Origin of the sequence: Bradyrhizobium sp. sGM-13 (assembly GCF_018398875.1) — a bacterium.
In the GTDB taxonomy this organism is placed as follows: domain Bacteria; phylum Pseudomonadota; class Alphaproteobacteria; order Rhizobiales; family Xanthobacteraceae; genus Bradyrhizobium.
Genome location: NZ_JAGWDK010000021.1, coordinates 43,237 through 68,241 on the forward strand (window position 1 = coordinate 43,237; position 25,005 = coordinate 68,241).

The window sequence follows — 25,005 nt, forward strand, 5'->3', positions numbered from 1 at the left end:
CTGCGCGAAGCAGGGCGACGAATTTGAGGGCCCGTCATTCCGGGATGGTCCGAAGGACCAGACCCGGAATCTCGAGATTCCGGGTTCGATGCTGCGCATCGCCCGGAATGACGGCGAGCTCGATTTATTCCGCCGCCACTTCCACAGGCCGGAAATTGGCAAAATCCCAGCCGCGGCCGGGGGCCGCATCGAGCAATGCCCTTGTATAGGCTTGCTGCGGGTGGGTCAGCACCTGCGCGGCCGGGCCCTGTTCGACGATCCGGCCATGTTGCATCACAGCGACGTCGTCGCAGATTTGCGCCGCGACGCGAAGATCATGGGTAATGAACAACAACGCAATGCCCAGCCGCTTCTGGATTTCGTCGAGCAATTCGAGCACCTGCGCCTGCACGGAGACGTCGAGCGCCGAGACCGCTTCGTCCGCAACCAGCACGTCGGGGTCGAGCGCGAGCGCGCGCGCAATCGCGATGCGCTGACGCTGTCCGCCGGAGAATTGATGCGGATAGCGCGACACTGCATCGGCCGGCAGATCGACCAGTTCGAGCAGATCGCGCGCCTTTGCCAGCGCTTCTGCACGCGGCATGCCGTAGTTGATCGGGCCCTCGGCAATGGTTTCGCCGACGGCCACGCGCGGATTGAGCGAGCGGTAGGGGTCCTGGAAGATGATCTGGATCTTCTTGCGGTGCGGCTGCAAGAGCCGCCGCGAGAGGTCGGAGATCTCGCGGCCCGCGAGCCGCACGCCGCCGGAAGTCGGATCGATCAGGCGAACGATGCAGCGCGCCACTGTCGACTTGCCCGAGCCGCTTTCGCCGACGATGCCGAGCGTGCGGCCCTTGCGCAAAGTGAGGTTGACGTCCTTGGCGGCGGCGACTTCGCGTGTCTTTCCGAGGAAGGAACGCTCGCGATAGACCTTGCCCAGTTCGTTGGCTTCAAGCACCACCGGCTCTTCGGTCTCCGCGCGGGGCGCCCGCGGCACCAGGCTCGGCACCGAGGAGAGCAGGTTGCGGGTGTACTCCATGGTCGGCGTGCGCAAAATGCTGTCGAGCGTGCCAGTCTCGACGAGCCGGCCGTAGCGCATCACCGCAACGCGATCAGCGATCTCGGCGACCACGCCCATGTCATGGGTGATGAACAGCACGGCGGTGCCGTGATCGCGCTGCAGGTCGCGGATGAGGGTGAGGATCTGCTTCTGCGTGGTGACATCGAGCGCCGTCGTGGGCTCGTCCGCGATCAGGAGTTTCGGTTCGAGCACCAGCGCCATCGCAATCATGATGCGCTGGCGCTGTCCGCCCGACAGCCGGTGCGGGTAGGAGGCAAAGATGCGCTCCACGTCCGGCAGCCGCACGTGCTCCATCATTGCCAAAATCTTCTGGCGCCGGGCGCGGGCGTCGAAATCGGTGTGGGCGCGCAAGACTTCGTCGATCTGGCGGCCGACCGGCACCACCGGATTGAGCGCCGTCATCGGCTCCTGAAAAATCATCGCCATCCTCGTGGCGCGCAACTGCCGCAGGCGTTTGTCGGTGGCGGTGAGCAGTTCCTCGCCGACCAGCTTGACGCTGCCGCCCGAGGGCACCAGCGCGCCTTTCTGCAACAGCCCCATCACGGTCAGCGACGTCACCGATTTGCCGGAGCCGCTTTCGCCGACCACGCAGAGGGTTTCGCCTTCGCGCACCTGCAGCGAGACGCCGTCGATGATGCGCTGGCCGGAAGGATTTTTGCCGAGGCCGACGACGAGGTTGTCGATGTCGAGGATGATATTCGTCATGCAGGTCTTTCAGCCGTCATTGCGAGCGAAGCGACGAGTTCAGAGGCTGTCATTCCGGGATGGTGCGCAAGCACCAGACCCGGAATCTCGAGATTCTCAGGTGCGCAATTGCGCACCATAGTTCGATGCTTCGCATCGCCCCGGGATGACGGCTTCAAAAGCTTGGAAGCCATCACTTCCCCGCCTCCCGTTGTTTCATGCGCGGATCGAGCGCATCGCGGGCCGCGTCGCCGATCAGGTTGACGCTGAGGATCGCGATCGACAGCAATAGCCCCGGCCAGAAGATCAACGACGGCTTGACCTGGAAGTAGGCGCGGCCCTCGGCCATGATGTTGCCCCAGGTCGGCGTCTCCGGGCTGATGCCGGCGCCGAGGAACGACAGGATCGCCTCGGTGAGAATGGCGGACGCGCAGACGTAGGTGCCTTGCACGATCAGCGGCGCCACCGTGTTCGGCATCAGATGCCGCCACATGATCTTGGGCAGGCTGGTGCCGACCGAGATCGCGGCTTCCACATAAGGCTCTTCGCGCGCCGACAGCACGACCGAGCGCACCAGTCGCGCCACGCGCGGAATTTCGGGAATGGTGATCGCGACCAGCACGGTCATCAGGCTGGCGCCGGACAGCGACACCACGGCAATCGCGAGCAGGATGGAAGGGATCGCCATCAAGCCGTCCATCACCCGCATCATCACGGCGTCGACCCATTTGAAGAAGCCGGAGACGAGGCCGATCACGAGCCCGATGCCGATCGAGAAGACCGCAGCACCCAGACCGATCAGGAGCGAAATCCGTCCGCCATAGATGATGCGCGAGAGCACGTCGCGGCCGTACGCGTCGGTGCCGAGCAGGAACTGCGCGCTTGATGGTTTCAGCCGCTGTGCCGGCGCCAGCAATTGCGGATCGTGCGGCGCGAGCAAAGGTGCTGCGATCGCCATCGCGATGACGAGTGCGAGGCAGACGGTCGCGGTCGCGATGATCGGCGTCGCCGTGAGGAATCCAAGTCGCGGCCGGAACGGCGTGGTGACAGGGATTGACGGTTCGGGAAGGGTTTCGATCGCCATCAGTAGCGAGCCTCAATAACGAATTCTGGGATCAAGCAGGGTGTAGGCGACGTCGATCAGGAGATTGACGGTGACATAGATCAGCGACGTCAACAGGATCATCGCCTGGATGACGGGATAATCGCGCGCCAGCACCGCATCGACTGTGAGGCGGCCGATGCCGGGCAGGTTGAACACGCTCTCGGTGACGACGACGCCCGAAATCAGCAGCGCGAATCCCGTACCTATCACGGTGATGACGGGCACGGCGGCGTTGCGAAGGGCATGGCGCAGCAGCACGCCGGTCTCGCTGATTCCTTTGGCGCGCGCGGTACGGACATAATCCTCGCCGAGCACATCGAGCATAGCGGCCCGCGTCATGCGCGCGATCAGCGCGACATAGATAAAGGATAGCGTGCAGGTCGGCAGGATGATGCGCTCGAAGAACGGACCGAAGCCGGCCGTGATGCTGCGGAAGCCCTGCACCGGCACCCAGCGCAGGTCGATCGCAAAGATCTGGATCAGAACATAGCCGATCACGAACACCGGCACCGAGAAGCCGACCACCGACAGACCCATCACGAAGCGGTCGATCCATGTGCCGTGCTTCCACGCCGCAATCACGCCGAGCGGCACCGCAACGACGATAGCCAGAATGATCGTGGAAAGGGCAATCGAGATCGACGGCTCGACGCGCTGACTGATCATCTTCAAGACGGGCACGTTCGAGATCAAGGAGACGCCGAGGTCGCCTTGCAGCAGCTTGCCGATCCAGGTGAAGAATTGGGTGTAGAGCGGCTCGTTGAGGCCGAGCGAGGTGCGGATACGCTCGAGCTGTTCGGGCGTTGCGTTGTCGCCGGCAAGAATCGCGGCGGGATCGCCGGGCGTCAGCCGCAGCAGGAGAAACACAAACAGCGCCACCACGCCCATCACGGGAATGGCGGCGAGAATGCGGCGAAGCAGATATCCGAGCATCTTGATCCGTTAGTTGTAGGTGAATTGGGCAGCGCCGCCCTTAGACTTGGTTTCCGCGCCACCAGCGTAGCATTTCAGCAAGTCCTGTGCCATTGCGCCTGCGTTTTTTGCGATGCAGCTAATCGGTTCGGAGCGAATATGTCCCCCGCGTCATTGCGAGAAGCGAAGCGACGAAGCAATCCACGCTTCCGCGTGCGCTGATGCATGGATTACTTCGCTTCGCCCGCAATTACGGCGGAGGGGCCGCCCTCACTCCAGCGTCGCGAGCAGCCCCGCCATTAGCCGGCCGCGTTCGGCGAGGCTGTCTACTTCAATATGCTCGTTCAGCGTATGCGCATCGGCGCCGCGGACGCCCAGGCCATCCAGTGTCGGGATGCCCATGGCGCCGGTAAAATTGCCGTCGGATCCGCCACCGGCGCTGCCATGGGGCAGTTCGAGGCCCAACTGCGCGGCGATCCCGCGCGCCTTTTCGTATAACGCCATGGTGCCGGCATCTGGTTCCCACACCGGACGGGTGACGCCGCGGGTCACCGTGAACGTGACGTCGTTGCTGGTGCCTGACAGCGCCAGCATGCGCTCGACGCCGCGATCGAGATCGGCCTGGCGCTTGGCCATGCTCAGCGCTTCACCGCTGCAGGTGGTGGCGACGCAATTGACCCACTGGCCGCCATGCACGATGCCGACCGAGAACGTACAATCTTCGGTCGTCATGCCGTCGATTGCGATAATCTGGCGTGCCATTTCGCGGATCGCGGAACGGCCGGAAGAAAGCGTGGCGCCGGCATGGCTCGGCTTGCCGACGGCCTCCAGATTGAAGCGCGCAATCGCATAGCGTCCAGTGACGACGCCATTGTTGGGCCGTCCGGGCTCCGGCACCAGCACGTATTTGTTGCGTGCGGCTTCTGCCTCGATGAAGTCGCGGGTCGAGGGCGTGCCGACTTCCTCGTCGGGCGTGAACAGCACCGTAATCGGCAGCGGCGTGGTGAACGCGGCACGGGCCAGTTGCCGGATCGCTTCCAGCGAAAGGTAATTGCCGCCCTTCATGTCGAAGATGCCGGGGCCGAAGCATTTGTTGCCCTCGCGCCGCCATCGCAGCTTTTCGATGGTGCCGACGGGGTGGACGGTATCCATGTGGCCGGCGATCAGGATGCCGGGCTCGCCTTGCTTCGGATGCGGAAAGCGGGCGCGGACACAGCCGGCAAACCCTTGCCGGCCGGCGATGCGCTCGATGGTCGCACCCATAATGGCCATGTCGCGCGCGGCGAGGTCGAGCATTCGTTCCACCGCAGCCTTATCCCAGGTCGGGCTTTCGCACTCCACCCAGCCGCGCAACCCCTGCAGCATGGCCTCGGAATCAAAGGGAAGATTGGCTGGGTTCATGGGCTTCTCTTGGTTTTCTTAATTTTGGGTTTCGACCGATGGGGCACCGGCCCGCCGCGTACGAGAATGATCTCGCGCGGATTTGTAAAGCGAAACATGAACGCGCGTCCTGCGGTATCCGCAGCGCGGTAGCCGCCTCAAAGCGGATTGACGTGCCGCGCGCTTGATGCAAGTCTTCAAATAGTCAGGATTTACAGCGTGTTAGTTCGCCCAAATAACGAACCGCATGCATAATGAATCAGCGGACATTGAACAGTTTCACGTCAGGAGAGATCGAATGTTCCACATCATGCGTTGGAAACGTCCCACGATAGCGACTGCTTTGTCGGTGCTTGCGCTGTCGGCGGCGCTGACGTCGCTGGGCCCGACTTCGCAGGCCACGGCCGCCAGCAAGAAGACCATCACCGCCGTGATGCATTCGGACCTGCGCGTCATCGATCCCGGGTTCACCACCGCCTACATCACACGCGACCACGGCTACATGGTCTACGACACGCTGCTGGCGACCGATTCCAACTTCAAGGTCCAGCCGCAGATGGCGGACTGGAAAGTCTCAGATGACAAGCTGACTTACACCTTCACCTTGCGCGACGGCTTGAAGTGGCATGACGGCACGCCGGTGACGGCGGAGGATTGCGTCGCCTCGCTGAAGCGCTGGGGCAGGAACGACAATATGGGCCAGAAGCTGATGGACTTTACCGCCAGCATCGAGCCGATCGACGCCAAGAGCTTTGCGCTGAAACTAAAGGAGCCCTACGGGCTGGTGCTGGAATCGATCGGCAAGCCGTCGTCCTACACGCCGTTCATGATGCCGAAGCGGCTCGCGGAAACGCCCGCCGGCCAGCAGATCAAGGAGCAGGTGGGATCCGGCCCCTTCAAGTTCGTGCAGGCTGAATTCCAGCCGGGCGTGAAGGCGGTCTATGAAAAGAACGCCGACTACGTGCCGCGCAAGGAGCCGCCGAGCTGGACCGCGGGCGGCAAGGTGGTGAAGGTCGATCGCGTCGAATGGATCACGATGCCGGATGCGCAGACCGCGGTGAACGCGCTGCAGTCGGGCGATATCGACTTCATGGAAAATCTGCCGTTCGACTTGCTGCCGGTGCTGGAGGCGAACAAGGAGCTCAAGGTCGACGTCCTCAACAAGTTCGGTTTCCAGACGCTGGGGCGGATGAACTTCCTCTATCCGCCATTTGATAACGTCAAGGTTCGCCGAGCCGCCTTCCTGGCGATGAAGCAGAAGGACGTGCTCGATGCGCTGGTCGGCAATCCCAAATATCAAAAGGTCTGTGGCGCGCTCTTTGTGTGCGACACTCCGCTGGAGACCGACGTCGGCGCCGAGACCCTGGTGAAGGGCAATGGCATGGCGGAAGCGAAGAAGCTGCTCGCCGAGTCCGGTTATGATGGCACGCCTGTCGTGATCATGGCTCCCGGCGATGTCGTGACGCTGAAGGCGCAGCCGATCGTCGCGGCGCAGTTGCTCCGTGAAGCCGGCTTCAAGGTCGATGTGCAGGCCACCGACTGGCAGACCGTGGTGACCCGCCGCGCCAGCCAGAAGCCGCCGAAGGAAGGTGGCTGGAACATGTTCTTCACCAACTGGGTCGCTGCCGACGTCTCCAATCCCGTGGTCAATGCTTCGGTCGGCGGCCGCGGCAAGAACGGCGGCTGGTTCGGCTGGGCCGAAGACGCCAAGATCGAAGAGCTCCGCGACAAGTTTGCGCGCTCCGCCTCTCCGGACGAGCAGAAGAAGATCGCTGCGGAAATCCAGAAGCAGGCCTATGACCAGGTGATCTACATCCCGCTCGGTCAGTATCTGATCGCGAGCGGCTGGCGCAAATCGCTCAACGGTGTGCTCGATGGCCCGGCAACGCCGGTCTTCTGGAACATTGACAAGAGCGAGTAGGGCGGTTCGCTTTAAGTCGAACGGCAAGTAATCGCGACGGAGGATTGCTCCTCCGTCGCGTTTTTGTCTTCATCGTCAGCAGTGGGTATCGCGTACCAGTTCCGGGCCGTCATTCTCAAGCGGCGGAGAGACTTGCGGCGGTGGCGGCGACGGAGAGCGCTGATCCCGCGCTTGCTTGCGCTCGGCTGCAGCCTTTTCCCGATCTTTTTCACTGGTCATATTGTCGTACTCCATTTTTGTGCACGACAACATTTTTGCGGGCGTTGCGTTCCTCACGCTGGATGCGCAGCCAAATGTTCCAGCAGCAATTCGCTCACCCGTTCCGGCGCCTGATCCGCCGCAAAATGCCCGACGCCGGGCAGCACCTCGAAACGATAGGGCGCAGCGATGAAATCCACCGTGCCTTCGGCGGCGGCGCGACCGACGGTGTCGTCAGCGTCGCCCCAGATATAAAGTGTCGGCACGCGGATCGGACCGAGCGGGCCGCGTACCGCGCCGCGTGCGCGATACCAGGCGAGCGCCGCTTCCATCGCGTCCTTGTTGCCGAGCACGGCAAGATGCCCCTCGATCGCATCAGAAGGAATGCCATTGGCGGCGAGACGCTCGCGCAGCCATTTGGCATCGTTCGCGAGCACGACATCGGCGGCATCCGGCTCCAAAAACGCCTTGTGATGCTTTGAGCGCCGCGCCTGCTCGCCGTCGGTCGCCAGCGCGCGGTTGAATGCGTTCGGGTGCGGCCGCGAGAGAACGGTGAGCGACGCCAGCCGCTCGGGATGGCGGTCGGCGATGCCCCAGGCGATGCTGCCGCCCCAGTCATGGCCGACCAGATGAAACCGCGCGTTCCCATAGCCGGCAGCGGCCACGATCGCGATGGCGTCGTCCATCAGGCGGTCGATCAGGTAGTGCGAAAATTCCCGTGGATCGGGCCGTGCGCCCGGCGAGTAGCCGCGCTGGCTCGGCGCCACCGCGCGATAGCCCATATCTCCGAGTGCCGTCACCTGCGCGCGCCAGCAATGCATCGATTCCGCAAACCCGTGCAGCAGCAGCACCAGCGGCGCGCCGGGCGTGCCGGCGGCGATGGTGTCGAATACAAGATGCGGCGCGATGGTGATTTGCTCGTAGTCCGGCATCCGACCATCCTACGGAGACAAATCCGACCGGTCGATGGCGCAATTGTGCAACGGCGGGAAAGTGCTGTATTGGGTGGCCACAAAGCGCCCAAGGGGACAATCGTTGCACTATTTGAGATCGATCATATTCGATACGGCGGTGGTAATCCTGACGCTCGCCGTGTCGCTGACGGTGCCGTTCATGTGGCTGTTCAATGCCAGCGGCGCGACGGTGCGTGCGGTTTCGCAGGTCTGGGTCAACGGCATCATGTTTCTGATGAAGCATGTCGTAGGCCTCGATTACACGGTGCAGGGGCGCGAGAACGTGCCCGATGGCCCCTGCATCATCGCCTGCAATCATCAGTCGCTGTGGGAAACCGCGGCGCTCTGCGCGCTTTTCCCGGACGCCAGCATCGTCGCCAAGAAAGAGCTGCGCAAGGTGCCATTCGTCGGCTGGTTCCTGGAGCGCTATCCGATGATTTTGGTCGATCGCTCGGCGGGCCGCCACGCGCTGCGCCAGATGGTCGATGAAGCCAGGCGCGCGACCGGCGAGGGCCGTCAGGTCTTGCTGTTTCCGCAAGGCACCCGCCAGGCGATCGATGAGCCGATGAGATTCCAGTCCGCTGGCATCTCGGCGCTCTACACCAACCTCGAAGTATCAGTCGTGCCGGCGGCGTGCAATTCCGGACTGTTCTGGGGCAAGAAGACGCTGATCATGCACTCCGGCACCGTCACGCTGTCCTTCCTGCCGCCGATCGCGCCGGGCCTGCCGCGCAAGGAATTTCAGGAAAAGATGGAGCGGACGATTGCGGAGGAGGCGAGCCGGCTGCTCACGCTGAGCAAGGCGAAGGTGCGCTAGGCAGAGCGACGCGCAGCAACCCAGCCCGCAAGCGGCGCGAGAAACGCCAGGCACCAGACATACTGCGCAACCCGCGGCTCGACAAAGGCCATCGCCGTGCCGAGCACGAACACACAGACCGGAAACAGCGCCGGCGCCAGCAATTGCGGATCGTGGCGGCCGCGCAGCGCCAGAACCCACAATACCGCGTTCAGCGCCGCGATCACCAGCAGGTGAAAGCCGTAGATCACCGCGACCACGCTATCGAGCCGGTAGACGCCGTAGAGGCCGTTGGTCACCGGCAGGATGATGATCGACAGCAGAAAGAACAGATTGAGGAACACCACACCGCGGCTTGCTTCCGGCGCCACCGCCAGCCGCCGGTGATGGCTGAACCAGAACAGGCCGGCGACCACGAAGCTGATCGTCAGCGCAATGACGGGTTGCGCATAGACGCGAAGCACGTCGTGCCAGTCGGGCGCTTGCGCAAAACTGGAGGCCTTTGGCAAATCATAGGCGAGCAGGGTCATGGCAACGCCAAAGATGGTATTGCTCAGCATCTCCAGCCGGCGCATTTCGAACAGATGGATTTGCGGCAATGTGATCCCCCAGTCCCCCTGATCAGTCCACGCTTTCGCTTCGCTCGCCAGGGTGGCTTGCCAAGCCGTAGCTCGCGGACACAAAGCCCACCTTCGCCTGTCGGCTTCGGCGTGGCAGCCCTCACTCGCTTCGCGAGCGAAGGCTGGTGCGGGCGGCCGGACTCGAACCGGCACAGAGGTCACCCTCCGAGGGATTTTCTTACCAGCTACGGCTTTCGCCGCCTCGCCAGACATCCGCGCTGGCTCGTTTGTGGTCTGGACTATACCTTCACCATTGGCGCGTTCGTGCCTTTAGGTGCTGCCCGTCTAGTCTCTACACCTTCGCACTAACCGTTAGGTTCGGGCGCTTGGCTCGGGATTGCCATATGAAAGGTTTCCCCGAATTTGAGCAGTTCTACAGCTTGGGTTTCCCCAAGAGCACTCAAGCGTTTAAGTCCCTTGCGTCTACCATTTCGCCACGCCCGCTTTCACCAGAAGATCAGATACTTAGCGCGTTTTCCGGAGAAGTGGAATTGGGATAATCTCCGGCCCAAACGCTCCCCACCTTTAAGTGAGCGCGGGCGCAGAAGCAAAGCCTCAATGCGGACACTTGGGGTGTTTACCTGCGGCGAGCTTTAGGCAATCTCAAGATAATCCACGTAACGAAGGTCCGATGCCCAACTCGCTGTCCCATCGCCGGTTATTCTCGCGCAGCCTCGCGGCGTTGGCGCTGGTTGCGCTCGGTTCGGGCCTGTCCGGATGTGCGGGCATGAGCGACACCATTTCGCCGGCCTTTGCCGATCCCGCCAAATACGATCTCTACGATTGCAAGCAGCTCGAGACCGAGCGCAAGAGCCTCGCGACGCGCACCGCGGAATTGCAGGGACTGATGACCAAGGCCGAAACCGGCGTCGCCGGTCCTGTGGTGGCGGAGCTCGCCTATCGCAACGACTACATCGCGTTGCGCGGACAGTCGAAGCTGGCCGATGAAGCCTGGCAGAAGAACAGGTGTCAGGAACCGAAACCGGAAGCCAGGCCGGCGCCGGTCCCGCCATCGATCGTCGCTCCCGTTGCCAAGGGTCGTACGAAGGCAAGCCAGTCAGCAAATTAGAACGTTGTCGGTTGCGGCCGTCGAACTTCGCTCACAGCCGCCAATTATAAATCCAGTCCTGTCTCGCCAGCATGCGCTCCGAGCCCATGGCTTTGATCGCGAGGTCGCGCGCCAGCGCCAGCGGTCCGGTGAGATGATAGATGCGTCCCTGTTGTCGGGCCGCACGCTGCACCCGCAGCACGCGGCCGCGCCGCTGCCGGCCATAACGCTTCAGTGCCGCCGGGATGCCTGCAATAGGATCGCCCGGGTTTTCGCTCACGCATTTGGCGAGCACGGCGGCATCCTCGATCGCCATCCCCGCGCCTTGCGCGGCAAACGGCAGCATCGCGTGCGCGGCGTCGCCGAGCAGCGCGATCGCGCCGTCGGTCCATTCGCGGATAGCAGGCAGCGTGAACAGCGCCCAGCGCCGCCACTCGTCGACGGCCCCGATCAGCATCCGCGCGGTCGCGGGCCAACGCCGCGAGGCGAATGCGTTCTTCAGTTCGTTGGCATCGCCCGGCGCGCTCCAGCCCGGCCTGTTCCAGGTTCCCGGCACGATAGCGACCACGTTGATCTGCCGCGCGGCCGAGATCGGGTAGGCGACCAGATGCGCGTCCGGCCCCATCCATAGCTGCACGCGGGCAGCGGTATATTCGCGCGGCAGCGTGGTCGCATCAAGGGTTCCGCGCCAGGCGATCAGGCCGGAAAATTGCGGTTGCGCCTCCGGGAACAACTGGTTCCGCACCGCGGACCAAATGCCGTCGGCACCGACCAGCGCCGCCGCCAACTCCTGTTGGCGTGCATTGCCGCGGCGTTGCACCACGGTCAGCCCTTTGGCGTGCGAGGTCACGTCTTCGAACTGGCAACCAAGCCGCAGGTCGATATCCGGATTGTCGTTGACCGCGGCCTGCAGGGCGCCTTGCAGGTCGGCGCGGTGCATCACCCAATAGGGCGCGCCGGCGCGAAGGCCGGCGGCCTCGCCGAGCGGCAGGCGGGCGATCTCACCGCCCGCACGCGCGCTCACGATACTAATCGCCTCAGGTGTCACGGCGCGTGGCGCAAGCCGCGGCCGCAGGCCGAGGTCGACCAGGATCCGGCTGGCATTGGGCGAAAGCTGTAGGCCGGCGCCGGCTTCCTCCAGCCGTTCGGCCTTTTCCAGGATGATGACGCGAAAGCCTTTGGCTGCGAGCGAAAGCGCTGCCGTCAGTCCCCCGATCCCGGCACCAGCAACGATGATGGTGCGCGCGGCGGCCACCGAAAGGTCAGGCGACCTTGTCCCTCAGGACGCATTCGGGCGGGCGGGCTTCGCCTGCGGCGAGGTCGGGGGCAAAGCGGTACAGCGTCGAGCAATAGGGGCAGATGATCTCGTTGTCGTTGCCAAGGTCAAGAAACACGTGGGGATGATCGAACGGCGGCTTGGCGCCCACGCACATGAATTCCTGCGAGCCGATCTCGATTACCGAGACGCCAGCGTCGTTATGGAAATGCGGGACGACATGGTCGGACATCAGCTTCACCTTGGATTTCAATGATGAGCGCACGCAATCAACGCGACGCGGCAGCTTCGAAATGCCGCGCACCATAGTGGGGGGTGCCGATGATTCCTAGAGCCGATTCGGGATGTCCCCGCCGCACATTTGCTCATGCAAATTCGACACAATTCTGTCGTCGGAGAAAAGCCCTTCTTTCGTCGGGGCAGTTGTGTCTTAAAAGCGGCATACCATCTTGAGAAAGACGAAAACATTGGACTTTTTTGGATGAGGCGATTGCGGTTCGGTTCAGCTCTGGCAGGGGCGCTAGGATGCCTGGCGCTCAGCGCGGCGGTGTGCGCGGCGCTGTGGCCGCACGCCCGCGAGGCCGGCGCCATTCTGGCCGCGCAGGACGATCCCGCGACACTGTCCGACATCCAGATCAACTCCGCGTTGCGGGCCAACCAGGCGCTGGTCGCCAGCCATATCGAGGCAGCGCTCGCGGAGGGCGATTCCGATCTCGCCAACAGCTTCGTCGAACTCGCCCGCGACAAAGGCATTGCCGTCAGCGACGAACTATCGAAGCGCGTCAGCGATGCCGTTACCGACGCAGGTTCGGCGTCGCATCTTGCCAAGCGCTTTGCCACGGGTTTCGTGGTCGGCAATGCCGACGATGTCGCAAGCCTGTCGGGTACGGTTGCCGGCGATCTCTTCGTCTACGGCGATATCAGGGACGTTGTTCGCGAAGGCAAGCACCTCGCGACGGGCGAGGACGTGGACCGGCTGGTGCTGGGCCTGGCGACGGTCGGGCTCGCGGTGACCGCGGCGACCTATGTATCGGTCGGCGGGGTTGGTCCAATGCGCGCCGGCCTCAGCATGGTCAAGAGTGCCCGCAAGGTCGGACGGCTGGGCGAGGGGCTGACGCAATGGGCAGGCCGCTCGGCGCGCGAGGTCGTAGATGCGCCGGTCCTGCAGCAGGCGGTCGCGAAGGGCTCGGTGCTGCGGCCGGGCCAGACCATCAGCGCAATCAGGGCAGCGTTCCGCGCTGAGAAAGCCGGTGCGCTGGTGCGGCTGGCGAAGGATGTCGGACGCGTCGGCGAAAAGGCCGGCACGCGTGGCGCGCTCGACGCACTGCGCATCGCGCAAGGGCCGAAGGACATCGCCCGCGCCGCGCGGCTTGCCGAATCCAAGGGCGGCCAGACCCGCGCGATCTTGAAGGTGCTCGGCCGCGGCGCGCTGCTGCTGGCGACCGGCGCTTTCAATCTGACGATGTGGGTGTTCGGTGCGCTATTGGCGCTGTTCGGATTGCTGTCGTCGATCAAGGCGACCACCGAGCGGGCGACCGAAGCGTGGCTTCGCCGCAAGAAAGCGCGGCGCTTGAGAAAGGAGGCGGCGGCAGCATGCTTGCCGGCCGCCCCGGTGCTGGCGGGCGCTGCCGCACACGGCTAGACTTGCAGTCCTTGCAAGGCCGTCCATTTCCGATCCCCCGAAAAATGGAACTGATGATGCCGAGTTTTCACAACGGCGCTGTCGAAATTGCTTATCTGGACGAAGGCGAGGGCGATCCGATCGTCCTCGTGCATGGCTTTGCCTCCAGCAAGAATGTGAACTGGGTTTATCCGACCTGGGTTTCCGATTTGCGGAAAGATGGCCGCCGCGTGATCGCGCTCGACAATCGTGGCCATGGCGATTCCGAAAAACTCTACGATTCCGCTGCTTACGAAATCGCGATCATGGCAAGCGACGTCATTGCGCTGCTGGATCATCTGGGAATCGAACGCGCCGATATCATGGGCTATTCGTTGGGATCGCGAATGACGGCGATCCTGGCGCGCGAGCAGCCGCGGCGGGTGCGCTCGGCGATTCTCGGCGGCATCGGGATCGGACTGATCGAGGGCGGCGGTCCCGGCGAGAACGTGGCGATCGCGCTGGAAGCACCGTCGCTGGAGGACGTCACCGATCCGGTCGGCCGCACCTTTCGCGCCTTCGCCGATCAGACGCGATCCGACCACCGCGCGCTTGCCGCTTGCCTACGCGGTTCGCGGCGGCTGATGACATCGGATGAAGCCGCCGGGATCCGCGTGCCGGTCCTGATTGCGGTCGGCACCAGGGATGAAATCGCTGGCTCAGCCGCGGCGCTCGGAAGGATCATTCCGGGCGCCGAGGTGCTCGACATTCCGAACCGCGATCATATGCGCGCGGTCGGCGACAAGGTCTACAAAGTCGGCGTCATCGATTTCCTGTCGCGACGGCAATGAGCGGTCGCGCGCGTCTTCACCGGCGAATTGCCTGATCGCCGCGATCAGCACCACCGTGGTCGCAAGCCACGCCAGCCGCGCGCCGTAGCGATCGTGCGGACCGGATATCACGGCGCAGACGAAAGCATTGCCGAGCAGCGCGAACGAGACCGTGCCGGCGAGCAAGGTGAGATCGTCGAACCGTCGGCGCAGCACGCCGCGGCCGAACAGGATGGCGGCCAGCAGCATCGACGCCAGCGCAACGGGAATGTGAATCCGGTTGATCGCGGTGAAGTTGAAGTGCCAGCGCTGCTGTTGCGCCGCGCGCATCGGCTTCACCTGTGCGGGAAGAAAGCGATCGATGATGCCGTAGGTATGGCCGAGCCAGCCGTCGGTGCCTTCGCCGGTCCCGACGTAGACGAATTGCTGCGCAGTGGCGATGGCCGCCGTCTTGGCCTGCCAGGCCGGATACTCGGCCAGCGAATGCAACACGATAAAGCGCATCTCGTCGTTCAGTCCCTGAAACGGCCAAGCGTGTTGAACATGCTGTTGCCCCACAGAAACTGATCGGCGGTGGCCGGCAGCTTGTCTCGATACGGGCAGAGCTTGAAATTCTGCTTCGGGCAATGATCGCGCAAATACTGCGCGACGATGCCATCCTGCAGCATGCGAAATTGGTCGACAGCAACAGCGCAGCTCCGGCGACGATGGTCAGGCTGCCCTGCGTCAGTCCGGAAACGGAAATCCGCCCGCGCAGAAAGGGACGCACGATCCAGCCGACGCAGCACAGTCCGAGCAGCACCGCGAGCCATTCCACAGGGCAGGGGCCAGCAACATCAATGGGATGGCGACGGCGGCGATCCAGGCCGAGCGCAAATTCGCAGCGGTACGCGCCCGCAATATCTGCGTGCTGATGTGGCTTGCCCCCATCCGGGCAGCATCCGCCGAATGGCCGGTCCGCCGAAATTCACCAATAGTCGCAGGCCCGCCGGCTTGATTTCCTGATACCGCTGACCACCTTGAACTGACCCCCGCGGCATTCGGAGCCGGTTTACGTTGGCCTGCGCCTGCCCGGGACAGAAGTCCGCCCGCCGTGCTATAGTAGCAACGTAATCAGGGAATTTGCGAGAGCAATCATGGCAGTGCATCAGGTCAATCCGCAAGCGTCGAAGCTCGCCGCACTCGATCCGATATGGGACCGCATCCGGGGCGAGGCGGAGGATATCGTCCGCCGCGAGCCGGAGCTTGCGTCCTTCCTCTATTCGACCGTGCTGCATCACGAGCGCCTGGAGGAATCGGTGGTGCATCGACTCGCCGAGCGGCTCGATCATTCGGCGCTATCGGGCGATTTGATCCGGCAGACCTATGACGAGGCGCTGCGTGACGAGCCCGATCTCGGCAATGCGTTCCGCGCCGACCTGGTCGCGGTCTACGACCGCGATCCCGCAACCTCGCGCTTCATTGATCCGTTGCTCTACTTCAAGGGTTTTCACGCGCTGCAGACCCACCGCCTGGCGCACTGGCTCTATCAAAAGGGCCGCAAGGATTTTGCCTATTATCTGCAGAGCCGCTCGTCGGCGGTGTTTCAGACCGATATCAACCCCGCCGCTAAAATCGGCCGCGGCATTTTCCTCGATCACGCGACCGGCTTCGTCTGCGGCGAGACCGCCGTGATCGATGACGACGTTTCGATCCTGCACGGCGTCACGCTGGGAGGCACCGGCAAGGAGAACGAGGATCGTCATCCAAAGATCAGGCGCGGCGTGCTGATCGGGGCAGGCGCCAAAATTCTCGGCAATATCGAGATCGGCCATTGCGCGCGCATTGCCGCGGGCTCGGTGGTGGTCAAGCCGGTGCCGCACAATGTCACGGTGGCCGGCGTTCCCGCGAAGATCGTCGGCGAGGCGGGCTGCGCGGAGCCGTCGCGCACCATGGATCAGATGCTCGGCGCGATCGGTCTTTGATTTTCTACACATTCTGCGGCCGATCTTTGTGAAGTTACCCGCATGGCGTTTTCAAGCGAAGCGTGAAGAAAACGCGTCAAAACAAGGAATAGAGCCTCGGTTCTGATCCAATCAGAACCGAAAAGGCTCTGGCGGTTGGCGCCGTCTCGTCCTAAAACCTCCCCGGAAATTTAAAGAATCCGATTGGAGACCGCCGTGGACGTTCAGGAAGTCAGGAAGCTCGACGCCTATCTCAAGCGCGTATTCGGCAATCCCAAGATCCGCGTTGTGCCGCGGCCGAAAAAGGACGACTCCGCCGAAGTCTATATCGGTGAGGAATTCATCGGCGTGCTGTTCGTCGATGACGAGGACGACGATCGCTCGTTCCAGTTTCAGATGGCGATCCTCGAAGAAGATCTCGCCGACGTCGGCTGAGGCGCGCGTAGCGATGCCGTAGGGTGGGCAAAGCGAAGCGTGCTCACCATGTCTTTCCCGTATTGTGAGTTGTTATGGTGGGCACGGCGCAAAACGCGCCTTTGCCCACCCTACGGAACTACGAAATTGGCCTAATCCTTCGGCCCGCGCATTTGCGCCGTCAGGCGGTCCATCGCATTCGCAACGTCGCGCCATTGCGACAGCCAGCTCCGTGGAAAGCGGAACGTCAGGTCGGCGCCGTCGACGCGACGCTCGCTCAGGCACATGCCGGGAGTCAGGCCGTCGCGGGTGCAGCGCGTGTTGAGGCTCGGTGCGCCCGCGGAGAACAGGTCCTCGTTGGCGTAGGGCGAGCCGTCGCGGAAGGCGCGCATCGTCAATCCATCGTCGACTGGTGTTGCCTTCTGTTCGAGATAGCGCGGATAGATCGTACGCACCCGCGTGTCCGGTGGCAGCGCATCGTGATGGGCCGATATCGACAGGAATATCCGGTCGATCGGCTGCACCTTCTCATCGATCGTATCGGCGCTGACGTGCTTCGGTGCATCCGGCGGTTCAAGCGACGGGAAGACGAAACTGAGATCGACCCGCTCCTGCGGCCCGGAGTGGCGCTGGATCTTGCGGCGGATCGCTGCTGTAGGCACGTTGAAGAGCGTGGCGCCGACGCTGACCGGCAACCGGCCCGGAGCGCTGGCGGGCCGCGCCACCCAGGTTGGCCACAGCAAATAAGCGACGAGGGCAATGGCGCCAACGGTGATGGTTGCCGCGACCATGATGAGCATCATGTGCGAGCGCGGATCCCTGCGGGTGTCGCGGGCGAGGTGCTGGGCCGTCGAAAGCAGGGTCATGAACGAGGCATCGGTCGGGTCGAAGCTCGGGCACGATCCCGAGAGCTAAGGCGAATCATTCCGCGAATATGCCATGGGCAGTGTGATTTCCGCATGATTTCACGGGAGTTCTGGCCCTTGCAGCCATGCGCAAACGAGGTCTCGGCGGTTTGTTGTTAACCCTTCCTTAAGGATACTGTGGCGGCCGCCGGCCAATTTTGCGAAAGCAGGGCACGGTTCGTCGAGTACGGGAAGTTGTCATGTCGCCCGATGCGTTGAATTCCCTGTTCTCCCTGTGCATCGGCTTTGCGCTCGCAGGCGCGCTCGCCAGTGGCTATCAGGCGATGGCGGCGCGGCCGGCGGGATTCGGGCTGCTTGGGGAAGGCGTGGCGCCGAAGACATTTGCGGCCGTGCCGTTTCTGGTTTTCGCCGCACCGTTCATCATCATGCGCAACACGCTACGCGGTGCGAAGATCGAGCGCCGCCGCTTCGAATTCGTGATGGTGGCGACCGTGCTTTCAGGCTTCTGGAGCATGATGTCCGGCACGTTCTTCCTGATGACGCTGCGAGCCGCGGGCGTGCTGGCCTGAGGCTGGTGGCCTGTTCGCTTGATCCGCTGCCTGGGGCTGTGCCAAGGTCTCCGCCAACGGAGATCTTTTGTTATGGCGATCTACGAACTCGACGGACAGGGGCCTGAACTCCCCGCAAATGGAAACTATTTCATCGCAGACACTGCCGTCGTGATCGGCAAGGTGCGCCTTTTGAATTCGGCCAGCGTGTGGTTCGGCGCCGTGCTGCGCGGCGACAATGAGTGGATCGAGATCGGCGAGGGCTCCAACGTGCAGGACAATTCCACCTGCCATACCGACCGCGGCTTTCCGCTCACGATCGGCAAGAACTGCACCGTCGGTCACAATGTCATCCTGCATGGCTGCACGCTCGAAGACGACGCGCTGGTCGGCATGGGGTCGATCGTCATGAACGGCGCGAAGATACGCCGCGGCAGCATCGTCGGTGCTGGGTCGGTCATCACCGAAGGCAAGGAATATCCCGAATATTCCCTGATCATCGGCTCGCCCGCGCGCGTGGTCCGCACCTTGTCGCCCGAGCAGGTGACGGCGATGGGAAGTGCTGCGAAATTCTACGCGCTCAACGGGCCGCGGTTCAAAAACGGACTGAAGAAGATCGGCTGAAGGCGGCCTTCTTTGGTCCGTCTCGGGCGCTCTCGCGAGAACACGCCGAGCAATTCACGGTCTTCAAGCGACGCATCGACCAGTTCATCGAATTCCGCAGGGAACTCGTGCGGCGTGCGGTCGACATCAGCCCGGCGGCAGGCCGCGAATGGGGCGACAACGACGCCAACCGCAGCTTGCGAACCCAGCTCAACAACGACCGAGGCGCTGGCGCGGATCCACAATGAACGCACCGTCGAGGCTGCGGATCTCGGCGACCAGGGCCGCTATGCGGCCTGGTACCTATTCGCGCTCGGCCGCTGCACGAAATCACCGAGGCGGCCGACCGGACGCGCGCAATCTCCGGTACCTGTTCGTCAACAAGGCGGCCGAGGAAATGATCGGCATGTCGCGCGCGGAGATCATGGGGAAAACACCCCGCGAGCTGTTTCCGGAGTCGGCTGCAGAATTGATCGAACGGCGCGATAGGCAGTTGCTGGAGCGCAAGCAGCAGCTCGAAGCGATCGTCGATACCGTCGATAACCCGGTCAAGGGCCGGCGCACCATTGCGGTGCGGCGGCTTCAGATCGGCGGGCCCGAACGCAAGTCCCATTTGTTCGTGAGCATGGTCGAGGACCGGACCGACCAGACCGATGTTGCGGCCCCGACCGAAGCTGCGGAGTAACGATCGCAGGCGGCTCAGCCGCCTTCATTTTCGTTCGCCTCGCGAGGGGGGCCGGCGACCTTTTCATGGCCGGCGGCCCAGAGCGCATGCTCCTCGCTGCCATCCCGGTATGGATTGGCTTCCGCCGGAATGTGCTGGCGCGCGGCGCGCTGGCCTTGCTCGAAAGGGTCGGTGTCGGAATTCATGATGCCGCCTTTCGGGTTTTCGATCTGGTTCTTTTCGCCATCGCTTCGTTGGAAGCGGCTGCGCTTTTCCGCAGCGCGTCCTTGAGGTCGATGGGTATGCCGTGCTTCTTCAAGAGGTCCGCAAAGGCTTCGTCAGCCAGTTCCTGAAAGGTCGCCATCCGGTCACGTGCAAGCTGTTTGAGCTTGTCGAATGTGTCGTCGTCGAAGGCGATCAATTTGCGCAAAGCCTGGCCACTCCGGCCGTCGAGCGGATGTGAATGAATGATCTGGCAGTGGAATCGTTCCGGCAGGAACAAGGCCAGGGCGCGGTCGTTGCTTCTGAAAGAAAAAGGAGATTTCCGATGAAGCTGGCGTCTGCAGCCGCCGCTGTCGCGGCGATCACAATCCTGGTATCGCCGGTCACTTCATTTGCACAGAGCCCCGGCGGAACATCCGCCGGCGGCCCCGGCACCACAGGCTCACCGGGTGCCGGCTCGGCCGGTGTGGGTACGCCAGGCGTCACCGGCATGTCGCCAAGTCCCACGACTCCGGGAGGGTTGAACAATGCCGGCCAAGGTCCGAGCGGCGCGGCAAATCCGTCCGGAATTGCGCAGCCGCCTCCGCCTGGCACCAATACTGCCGGCACCGCGCAGTCGTCGGGCCGCGGCGTGACGACCGGCTCGGCCAGATCGGGTAGTTCAACCGATGACGCTGTGATCAACGAAGAAAACAAGACGGTCGATCGCAAGATAAAGGGCATTTGCCGCGGCTGCTGAATTCATGCCCGAGCGACGTCCGGTCGCAGGGCAGCGAGCAAAATAGCATCAGCCAGCCCCGAGAACTCGTTCTAGATTTGACCCGGGATCCGTGAGGATCCGACGCCGAAAGCGTCGAGCACTTCGAGGGCAAATCGCGGGGGCTATACGCTCGGGCGTTTTCCAGAACCGAAGCCGTATTTTGATCCATCCGCTGATATGCCGCTGGCATCGTATCAGGGATGTTGAACATGCTCACAGTCCCGGCATTGACGTTGTTGTTCATTTGTATCGTGGTTGGTTTGGCTGCGGCCTTCGTCTTGATGTTCTGGGAAATCGAACAGAGGATGTCGAAGTCGCATCGGATGTCCAAGCCCTATCGCAAGAGCGGTCGGGTCGGTTAGCCGACTTCGATAACATCGCGCGCAGTCGTTCGCTGCGCGCGATCCGTGCTTCCTGCCATCACATGGGCTGCACAGCCGGGCCGGATCCTGGCGCGTATCGGTGCAGGCGCCGGTGAGGTACTAGATTGTAGCGGCGGCCGTTGAAGGGGCACAAAAGAACAAGGCCGTCGACGCAGTATACCGTCAACGACCTTGCCAGCCCCGGATATTGAAATCGGCTCACGCCATCCGGTGAACTGCAGGATGCCCGGGATTCACCCGGAGATATGTGATCCAGTTCACAAAAGCGCGGAAAAAAGTTGCGGCGACGCATGCTGCAACGGTCGAAAATATCCCGTCACCCGGCCGCATGATGCAATTCCGATCCGGGATCAAGGATGAATATCGCTGGATTGCCCGAGCGGCGCCGCCGGTTGCGGCGGCGTCGGCCATACGTCCCCATGCCCGACTTCGTCGCCGAGCGCCGCCCAGACCAACTAGCCGCGGCCCTTGCCGCGGCTGCGATTCACGCTCCGGGCCGAGCGGGGCTTTGCCTTGGCCGATCGCTTGCGCGGCGCGGGAGCGGCGGTGGGTTCGGAGGCCTGCGCGCTGGCAAAGGATTGCCGCAAGCCGTCGATCGCTTCCGTCAACGTTCCGACTTGCTCGGAAAGCTTCCTGGTGTCGGCCTGCTGCGCGGCGAGCAGGCGGCGCACGGTGAGCAGTTGGTCCTGCACCACCTGCAACTGGTCGATGGATTCCTGCTGGGTGGCTTCCAAGCCCTTGGCCTTCTCGACCAGTTGCTCGGATGCTTGCGCGGCGCGCGCCTGCAATTGGCGGGTCGCGGCCGCGCGATCGGTCTCGGGGGCGCTGCCCGTATAGGCACGCCACAGGGCGATAGAGCTTACTCCAAGTACGACAATGACGAGAGCCGCAGCGGCGATCGCAATCGGCTGACCGCCGATACGCGCGACGGGGCTGGCACTCCGGGGGGCGAGTTCGAGCATGCGACTCCAAATCCGGACGTGATTTCAAAGTTCCAAATAGCACAGCCCGGACATCGCTAAAACCCGGGATTTGCGGGAAGAGCCTGGGATTGCGGGCAAAACCGCTCTCGACCGAGGGTTTAGGCTGCAGGAATGGCCCAGAAGGGCGTGCGGGGCTAACGCATATGCGAGCGGATGAACTGGCCGGCGAATGCGAGGGCGCGACGGCCGTCCGCGAGATTCGCATTCCAAACCGGCCACGCATGGATCATGTGCGGCCAGATTTGCAGCGTCACATCGACATCGGCCACCCCAGCCGCCAGGGCGAGCCGGGTCGCGTCTGCGAGCAACGTTTCGGCCGAGCCGACCTGAATCAGGGCCGGCGGAAAACCCCTGTGATCAGCGAACAAGGGTGAGATTAGCGGATCGCGGCGGTCGATGGATGGCGGCGCATAGGCGTCGGCGAGCTCATCAAGATACGCCTTATGGATCAGCGGATCGATGGCGTCCTTGGTCGCGAGCGTGCTGCCTGACATGGTCAGATCGGTCCACGGCGAGATCAGCCACGCACAGGCGGGCAGCGGCTCTCGCGCCTCGCGCAGCCGGTTGATCAGCCCAAGCGTCAGGTTACCGCCGGCGCTGTCGCCGCCGACCGCGATGCTCATTGCCGGAATGCCTTGCTTGCGCAGGAAACGCCATACCGTCAGAGCGTCTTCATGGGCGGCGGGATAGGGATGTTCAGGGGAAAGTCGGTAGTCGATCGCCAGCGTCCGCATGCCCGCGGCGCGCCCGGCTTCCGTCACCAGTCGGCGGTGACTGACAATCGAGCCGGAGCAGTATCCGCCGCCGTGGAAATACAGCAGCACCAGCGACTTCTCGCTGCCGGGCACGATCGACCACTCGCCGGCGACGCCGTTGCAGTCGACGGCCTCGCATTGAACGTCCGGCGCTACCGGCCAGGTCGATCCGACCTCGTCGAGCCGTTGCCGCCGCTCCGACCATCCGACCGGTCGCGGTTTCGAACCCAGCAATGCGCGAATGGCGTCGATCTCGCTGTGAGCCAAGATGCGTTCTCCCGGGGGGGGGGGGCGCCGGCCATCATCGCACGCCGGCCCGGCACCGCAAAAGGCGATAGCCGAACTTGCCGCGCGTGAAACCCCGAAATAGCGGCGGCATCCCTATTTCATGCATAACACACGCAAGCGCTGTGATACATTCAAAAACAACCTTCATCCAGCCGTTGTATCCGTATGCGATACCAGATGCACTGGAGGCGAATGACAGTAGCCAATCATGTAGCTGGATCGCAAGTCAGGCGAATTCCTTCAGCGCCAAGTTGCTTCAATGGGGGCGGGAATGTCGGAGATCCATCTTAAAGTCTTTTCGAATGCCGATGACGTGCACCTTGTCTGGACGCACGCCGATGACATTCCGGGATGCCTGGGGTTCGCGATCGAATGCCGGCGGGGCGACGCGGAGCCCAAATATCTGTCGAACCGTGTCGGCTTCGAAGACGACGTCGAAGTCGACGGCGACGGCAATCAGTTTATCTCACGCTCTTCTCAGATCTGGCCGTTTCAGCGCTATGATTGGACCGATCACGCGGCCGATCTGGGCGATGTGATCGCATATCGCGTGGTTGCCAGGGTGGTGGGCGCCGATGGCAAGCTGCATGACGGGCCGTCGAGTGAATGGTCGAGAACGCTGGCCCTCAGCGCGGACTGCGGCGACGGCGTGAGCGTGCACTTCAACCGTGGTTACGTGCTGTCGCAATTCATGGCGCGCTACATGAAGCGCAAGGGCATCACCCTCGCGGAGCTGAAAGAGACGGCCATCATTGTCAGCCAGGAGGTTGACCGCGAAGCCCGAGCTTTCCTTGGCGGAACGCTGCGCGAGACCATGCTGCAGATGATGGCCGAAGTGGCGGATGACGGCCGACTTGAACTCCATGCCGCGTTATACGAATTGAGCGACGAGGAACTGGTGGATGGTCTCGTCGCGATAGGCGGGCGCGCGCATGTCGTGCTGGCCAACGGCAGCGTTGAGGTGGAAGGAGAGGACGAGAATGAAGAGGCCCGAACGCGGCTGACCGACGCTGGCGTCGTGGTTCACGATCGTTTCCTCGCACCGAAGGCCCTCGCGCACAACAAATTCGTGGTTCTGGGCCGCCGGGCAGCGGGCGATTTCAAGCCGGAAAAGGTCTGGACCGGCAGCACCAATTGGACGCCGACCGGTCTCTGTACTCAGCTCAACAACGGAATCATGCTGATTCACGAAGAGCTGGCGGAGCGATTCGAGGCTCAGTTCCAGCTACTGGCAGAAGCGGGCGATGTCGTATCCGACGAACTGCTAGCCTCAAACAACCGGCCGAAACGAGGAATTCCGCTCGGCGATGCCACAGTCGATAGCTGGTTCACCAAATTGAGCGGAGAGATCGATATCGAGGAACTCGTCGATCTCGTGACGAACGCAAAACAAGGTGTGCTTTTCGTGATGTTTCAGCCGGGCAATGAGCCCGTACGTACGCTGCTTCGGATGCAGGAGGAAAAGAACTTGTACGTGCGCGGTGTGGCGACGCAATTTACCAGCACAGGTGCGGAGGAGTTCAAACTGCTGAAACAGAACCCCGAGGATTTCTTCCTCGATTCCGCGCAGGCAACAGGACTCAGAAAGACGGTCGGTGAATGGGCGGTGGAGGGCACGGCGGCAGAGTTCCGGGCAAATATCGGCCACGCCATTACACATTCAAAGACGATTGTGATCGACCCATTCGGCGACGATCCCATCGTCGTCACGGGCTCGCACAATTTCTCGAAGTCTGCGAGCGGCAAGAACGATGAGAATTTTCTGGTCATTCGCGGCCATCGCGAGATCGCGATGCACTATTCGATCAACGCGATGCAGACCTACAGTCACTATCGCTGGCGCGCCTATCTCGAAGAGGCTGCGAGAGAGCACAGAGACCCGTTTCAATTTCTCTCGCGCAACCCAAATTGGCAACGGCGTCGAAAGACCGGCGAAACCAAACGCATGCTCGCGTTCTGGATACCGGAGGGCTAGGCCGGTGCAACGGGCGCGGGCAAGTGAGAGTCAGTCGTTCCTGTGCGCCACCAGCCAATTCGGTTTAAGCCGGGCGGAGGACGTGGATCTCGCTGTGTGCCAAGGTGCGTTCTCCCCGCTGCCAGAGCCATCATCGCACGTCGGTCGCGCGGTGCAAAAGGCCGCTGAGGGCGGGACGGTCCGGCAGCTAGGCCGCCTAAAAATATTTGTCGGCGGCC

At 62.9% G+C, this 25,005-nt stretch carries 27 protein-coding genes and 2 pseudogenes; 13 read left to right on the plus strand and 16 right to left on the minus strand.

The features are described 5' to 3' along the window. Positions 1-124: 124 nt before the first annotated feature. The 4 genes from KJQ96_RS26930 to KJQ96_RS26945 all read right to left on the minus strand — a co-directional run bounded on the left by KJQ96_RS26930 (position 125) and on the right by KJQ96_RS26945 (position 5,162). On the minus strand, positions 125-1,765 hold the full coding sequence (locus tag KJQ96_RS26930; RefSeq protein ID WP_213289420.1) for an ABC transporter ATP-binding protein: 1,641 nt from the start codon (positions 1,763-1,765) through the stop codon (positions 125-127). Positions 1,766-1,937: 172 nt separating this feature from the next. Further along, a complete protein-coding gene (locus KJQ96_RS26935) occupies positions 1,938-2,828 on the minus strand; it encodes an ABC transporter permease (RefSeq protein ID WP_057843901.1) in 891 nt (296 codons plus the stop codon). Between the two features lie 12 nt (positions 2,829-2,840). Beyond that, positions 2,841-3,782 (minus strand): ABC transporter permease, encoded by a 942-nt coding sequence (locus tag KJQ96_RS26940; protein WP_065748014.1) that lies wholly within the window; start codon positions 3,780-3,782, stop codon positions 2,841-2,843. Positions 3,783-4,031: 249 nt separating this feature from the next. Then, positions 4,032-5,162, minus strand: coding sequence for a M20/M25/M40 family metallo-hydrolase (locus KJQ96_RS26945; RefSeq protein ID WP_213289421.1), 1,131 nt, complete (start codon positions 5,160-5,162; stop codon positions 4,032-4,034). A gap of 277 nt (positions 5,163-5,439) precedes the next feature. On the opposite strand from KJQ96_RS26945, the gene KJQ96_RS26950 reads away from it, so the two are divergent. After that, a complete protein-coding gene (locus tag KJQ96_RS26950) occupies positions 5,440-7,062 on the plus strand; it encodes an ABC transporter substrate-binding protein (protein ID WP_213289422.1) in 1,623 nt (540 codons plus the stop codon). Between the two features lie 272 nt (positions 7,063-7,334). On the opposite strand, the gene KJQ96_RS26955 is transcribed toward KJQ96_RS26950, so the two are convergent. Then, positions 7,335-8,192 carry an alpha/beta fold hydrolase gene (locus KJQ96_RS26955; protein ID WP_213289423.1) on the minus strand — a complete coding sequence of 286 codons (858 nt, stop codon included), beginning with the start codon at positions 8,190-8,192 and terminating at the stop codon, positions 7,335-7,337. Positions 8,193-8,295: 103 nt separating this feature from the next. Here KJQ96_RS26955 and KJQ96_RS26960 point away from each other — a divergent pair, with 103 nt between their 5' ends. Next, on the plus strand, positions 8,296-9,030 hold the full coding sequence (locus KJQ96_RS26960) for a 1-acyl-sn-glycerol-3-phosphate acyltransferase (protein ID WP_213289424.1): 735 nt from the start codon (positions 8,296-8,298) through the stop codon (positions 9,028-9,030). Here KJQ96_RS26960 and KJQ96_RS26965 read toward each other — a convergent pair. Further along, positions 9,027-9,614, minus strand: coding sequence for a TMEM175 family protein (locus KJQ96_RS26965; protein ID WP_213289495.1), 588 nt, complete (start codon positions 9,612-9,614; stop codon positions 9,027-9,029). The genes KJQ96_RS26960 and KJQ96_RS26965 overlap by 4 nt on opposite strands. A 138-nt stretch (positions 9,615-9,752) precedes the next feature. Further along, positions 9,753-9,846, minus strand: a pseudogene (locus KJQ96_RS26970). A gap of 414 nt (positions 9,847-10,260) precedes the next feature. On the opposite strand from KJQ96_RS26970, the gene KJQ96_RS26975 reads away from it, so the two are divergent. Continuing rightward, positions 10,261-10,698 carry a twin-arginine translocation pathway signal gene (locus KJQ96_RS26975; protein ID WP_249734571.1) on the plus strand — a complete coding sequence of 146 codons (438 nt, stop codon included), beginning with the start codon at positions 10,261-10,263 and terminating at the stop codon, positions 10,696-10,698. 31 nt (positions 10,699-10,729) lie between these two features. Here the strand turns inward: KJQ96_RS26975 and KJQ96_RS26980 are convergent, their stop codons facing one another. Beyond that, on the minus strand, positions 10,730-11,932 hold the full coding sequence (locus tag KJQ96_RS26980; protein ID WP_213289425.1) for an FAD-dependent monooxygenase: 1,203 nt from the start codon (positions 11,930-11,932) through the stop codon (positions 10,730-10,732). A gap of 7 nt (positions 11,933-11,939) precedes the next feature. Beyond that, the gene (locus tag KJQ96_RS26985; RefSeq protein WP_057843934.1) at positions 11,940-12,185 is read right to left on the minus strand and encodes a zinc-finger domain-containing protein; all 246 of its coding nucleotides are present in this window, start codon (positions 12,183-12,185) and stop codon (positions 11,940-11,942) included. A gap of 249 nt (positions 12,186-12,434) precedes the next feature. Between KJQ96_RS26985 and KJQ96_RS26990 the strand changes: the two genes are divergently transcribed. Next, the gene (locus KJQ96_RS26990; protein WP_213289426.1) at positions 12,435-13,595 is read left to right on the plus strand and encodes a hypothetical protein; all 1,161 of its coding nucleotides are present in this window, start codon (positions 12,435-12,437) and stop codon (positions 13,593-13,595) included. Positions 13,596-13,651: 56 nt separating this feature from the next. Continuing rightward, positions 13,652-14,404 (plus strand): alpha/beta fold hydrolase, encoded by a 753-nt coding sequence (locus KJQ96_RS26995; RefSeq protein WP_213289427.1) that lies wholly within the window; start codon positions 13,652-13,654, stop codon positions 14,402-14,404. A gap of 12 nt (positions 14,405-14,416) precedes the next feature. On the opposite strand, the pseudogene KJQ96_RS40460 reads toward KJQ96_RS26995, so the two are convergent. Beyond that, positions 14,417-15,191: pseudogene (locus KJQ96_RS40460) on the minus strand (hypothetical protein); the annotation flags it as partial. A gap of 328 nt (positions 15,192-15,519) precedes the next feature. Here KJQ96_RS40460 and cysE point away from each other — a divergent pair. Further along, positions 15,520-16,347, plus strand: a complete 828-nt coding sequence (gene cysE, locus KJQ96_RS27005; protein ID WP_213289429.1) for a serine O-acetyltransferase — start codon at positions 15,520-15,522, stop codon at positions 16,345-16,347. A 195-nt stretch (positions 16,348-16,542) separates the two neighbouring features. After that, positions 16,543-16,761 (plus strand): DUF3126 family protein, encoded by a 219-nt coding sequence (locus tag KJQ96_RS27010; protein WP_025590201.1) that lies wholly within the window; start codon positions 16,543-16,545, stop codon positions 16,759-16,761. A gap of 131 nt (positions 16,762-16,892) precedes the next feature. Here the strand turns inward: KJQ96_RS27010 and KJQ96_RS27015 are convergent, their stop codons facing one another. Then, a complete protein-coding gene (locus tag KJQ96_RS27015) occupies positions 16,893-17,606 on the minus strand; it encodes a hypothetical protein (RefSeq protein WP_249734572.1) in 714 nt (237 codons plus the stop codon). 239 nt (positions 17,607-17,845) lie between these two features. On the opposite strand from KJQ96_RS27015, the gene KJQ96_RS27020 reads away from it, so the two are divergent. Continuing rightward, positions 17,846-18,175, plus strand: a complete 330-nt coding sequence (locus KJQ96_RS27020; RefSeq protein ID WP_213289430.1) for a DUF6949 family protein — start codon at positions 17,846-17,848, stop codon at positions 18,173-18,175. Between the two features lie 72 nt (positions 18,176-18,247). After that, entirely contained in the window at positions 18,248-18,778 is a 531-nt protein-coding gene (locus tag KJQ96_RS27025; protein ID WP_213289431.1) for a gamma carbonic anhydrase family protein, read from the plus strand. Here KJQ96_RS27025 and KJQ96_RS42130 read toward each other — a convergent pair. Then, the gene (locus KJQ96_RS42130; protein WP_213289506.1) at positions 18,727-19,002 is read right to left on the minus strand and encodes a hypothetical protein; all 276 of its coding nucleotides are present in this window, start codon (positions 19,000-19,002) and stop codon (positions 18,727-18,729) included. The two genes, KJQ96_RS27025 and KJQ96_RS42130, sit on opposite strands and share 52 nt — an antisense overlap. On the opposite strand from KJQ96_RS42130, the gene KJQ96_RS42135 reads away from it, so the two are divergent. Then, entirely contained in the window at positions 19,002-19,442 is a 441-nt protein-coding gene (locus KJQ96_RS42135) for a PAS domain-containing protein (protein WP_375293205.1), read from the plus strand. The genes KJQ96_RS42130 and KJQ96_RS42135 overlap by 1 nt on opposite strands. A 14-nt stretch (positions 19,443-19,456) precedes the next feature. On the opposite strand, the gene KJQ96_RS27040 is transcribed toward KJQ96_RS42135, so the two are convergent. Continuing rightward, entirely contained in the window at positions 19,457-19,627 is a 171-nt protein-coding gene (locus KJQ96_RS27040; protein ID WP_213289433.1) for a hypothetical protein, read from the minus strand. Next, the gene (locus KJQ96_RS27045; RefSeq protein ID WP_213289434.1) at positions 19,624-19,851 is read right to left on the minus strand and encodes a hypothetical protein; all 228 of its coding nucleotides are present in this window, start codon (positions 19,849-19,851) and stop codon (positions 19,624-19,626) included. The genes KJQ96_RS27040 and KJQ96_RS27045 overlap by 4 nt, the downstream gene beginning before the upstream one ends. 117 nt (positions 19,852-19,968) lie before the next feature. On the opposite strand from KJQ96_RS27045, the gene KJQ96_RS27050 reads away from it, so the two are divergent. Both KJQ96_RS27050 and KJQ96_RS27055 read left to right on the plus strand, forming a co-directional pair. Continuing rightward, complete coding sequence (locus KJQ96_RS27050) at positions 19,969-20,382, plus strand: hypothetical protein (RefSeq protein ID WP_213289435.1); 414 nt, start codon at positions 19,969-19,971, stop codon at positions 20,380-20,382. Between the two features lie 230 nt (positions 20,383-20,612). Then, positions 20,613-20,765, plus strand: coding sequence for a hypothetical protein (locus KJQ96_RS27055; RefSeq protein ID WP_213289507.1), 153 nt, complete (start codon positions 20,613-20,615; stop codon positions 20,763-20,765). A gap of 476 nt (positions 20,766-21,241) precedes the next feature. On the opposite strand, the gene KJQ96_RS27060 is transcribed toward KJQ96_RS27055, so the two are convergent. Both KJQ96_RS27060 and KJQ96_RS27065 read right to left on the minus strand, forming a co-directional pair. After that, positions 21,242-21,748 carry a hypothetical protein gene (locus KJQ96_RS27060; protein WP_213289436.1) on the minus strand — a complete coding sequence of 169 codons (507 nt, stop codon included), beginning with the start codon at positions 21,746-21,748 and terminating at the stop codon, positions 21,242-21,244. A 155-nt stretch (positions 21,749-21,903) separates the two neighbouring features. Beyond that, positions 21,904-22,791, minus strand: coding sequence for an alpha/beta hydrolase (locus tag KJQ96_RS27065; RefSeq protein WP_213289437.1), 888 nt, complete (start codon positions 22,789-22,791; stop codon positions 21,904-21,906). 724 nt (positions 22,792-23,515) lie between these two features. Here KJQ96_RS27065 and KJQ96_RS27070 point away from each other — a divergent pair. Further along, the gene (locus tag KJQ96_RS27070) at positions 23,516-24,787 is read left to right on the plus strand and encodes a phospholipase D-like domain-containing protein (protein WP_213289438.1); all 1,272 of its coding nucleotides are present in this window, start codon (positions 23,516-23,518) and stop codon (positions 24,785-24,787) included. Positions 24,788-25,005: the final 218 nt, after the last annotated feature.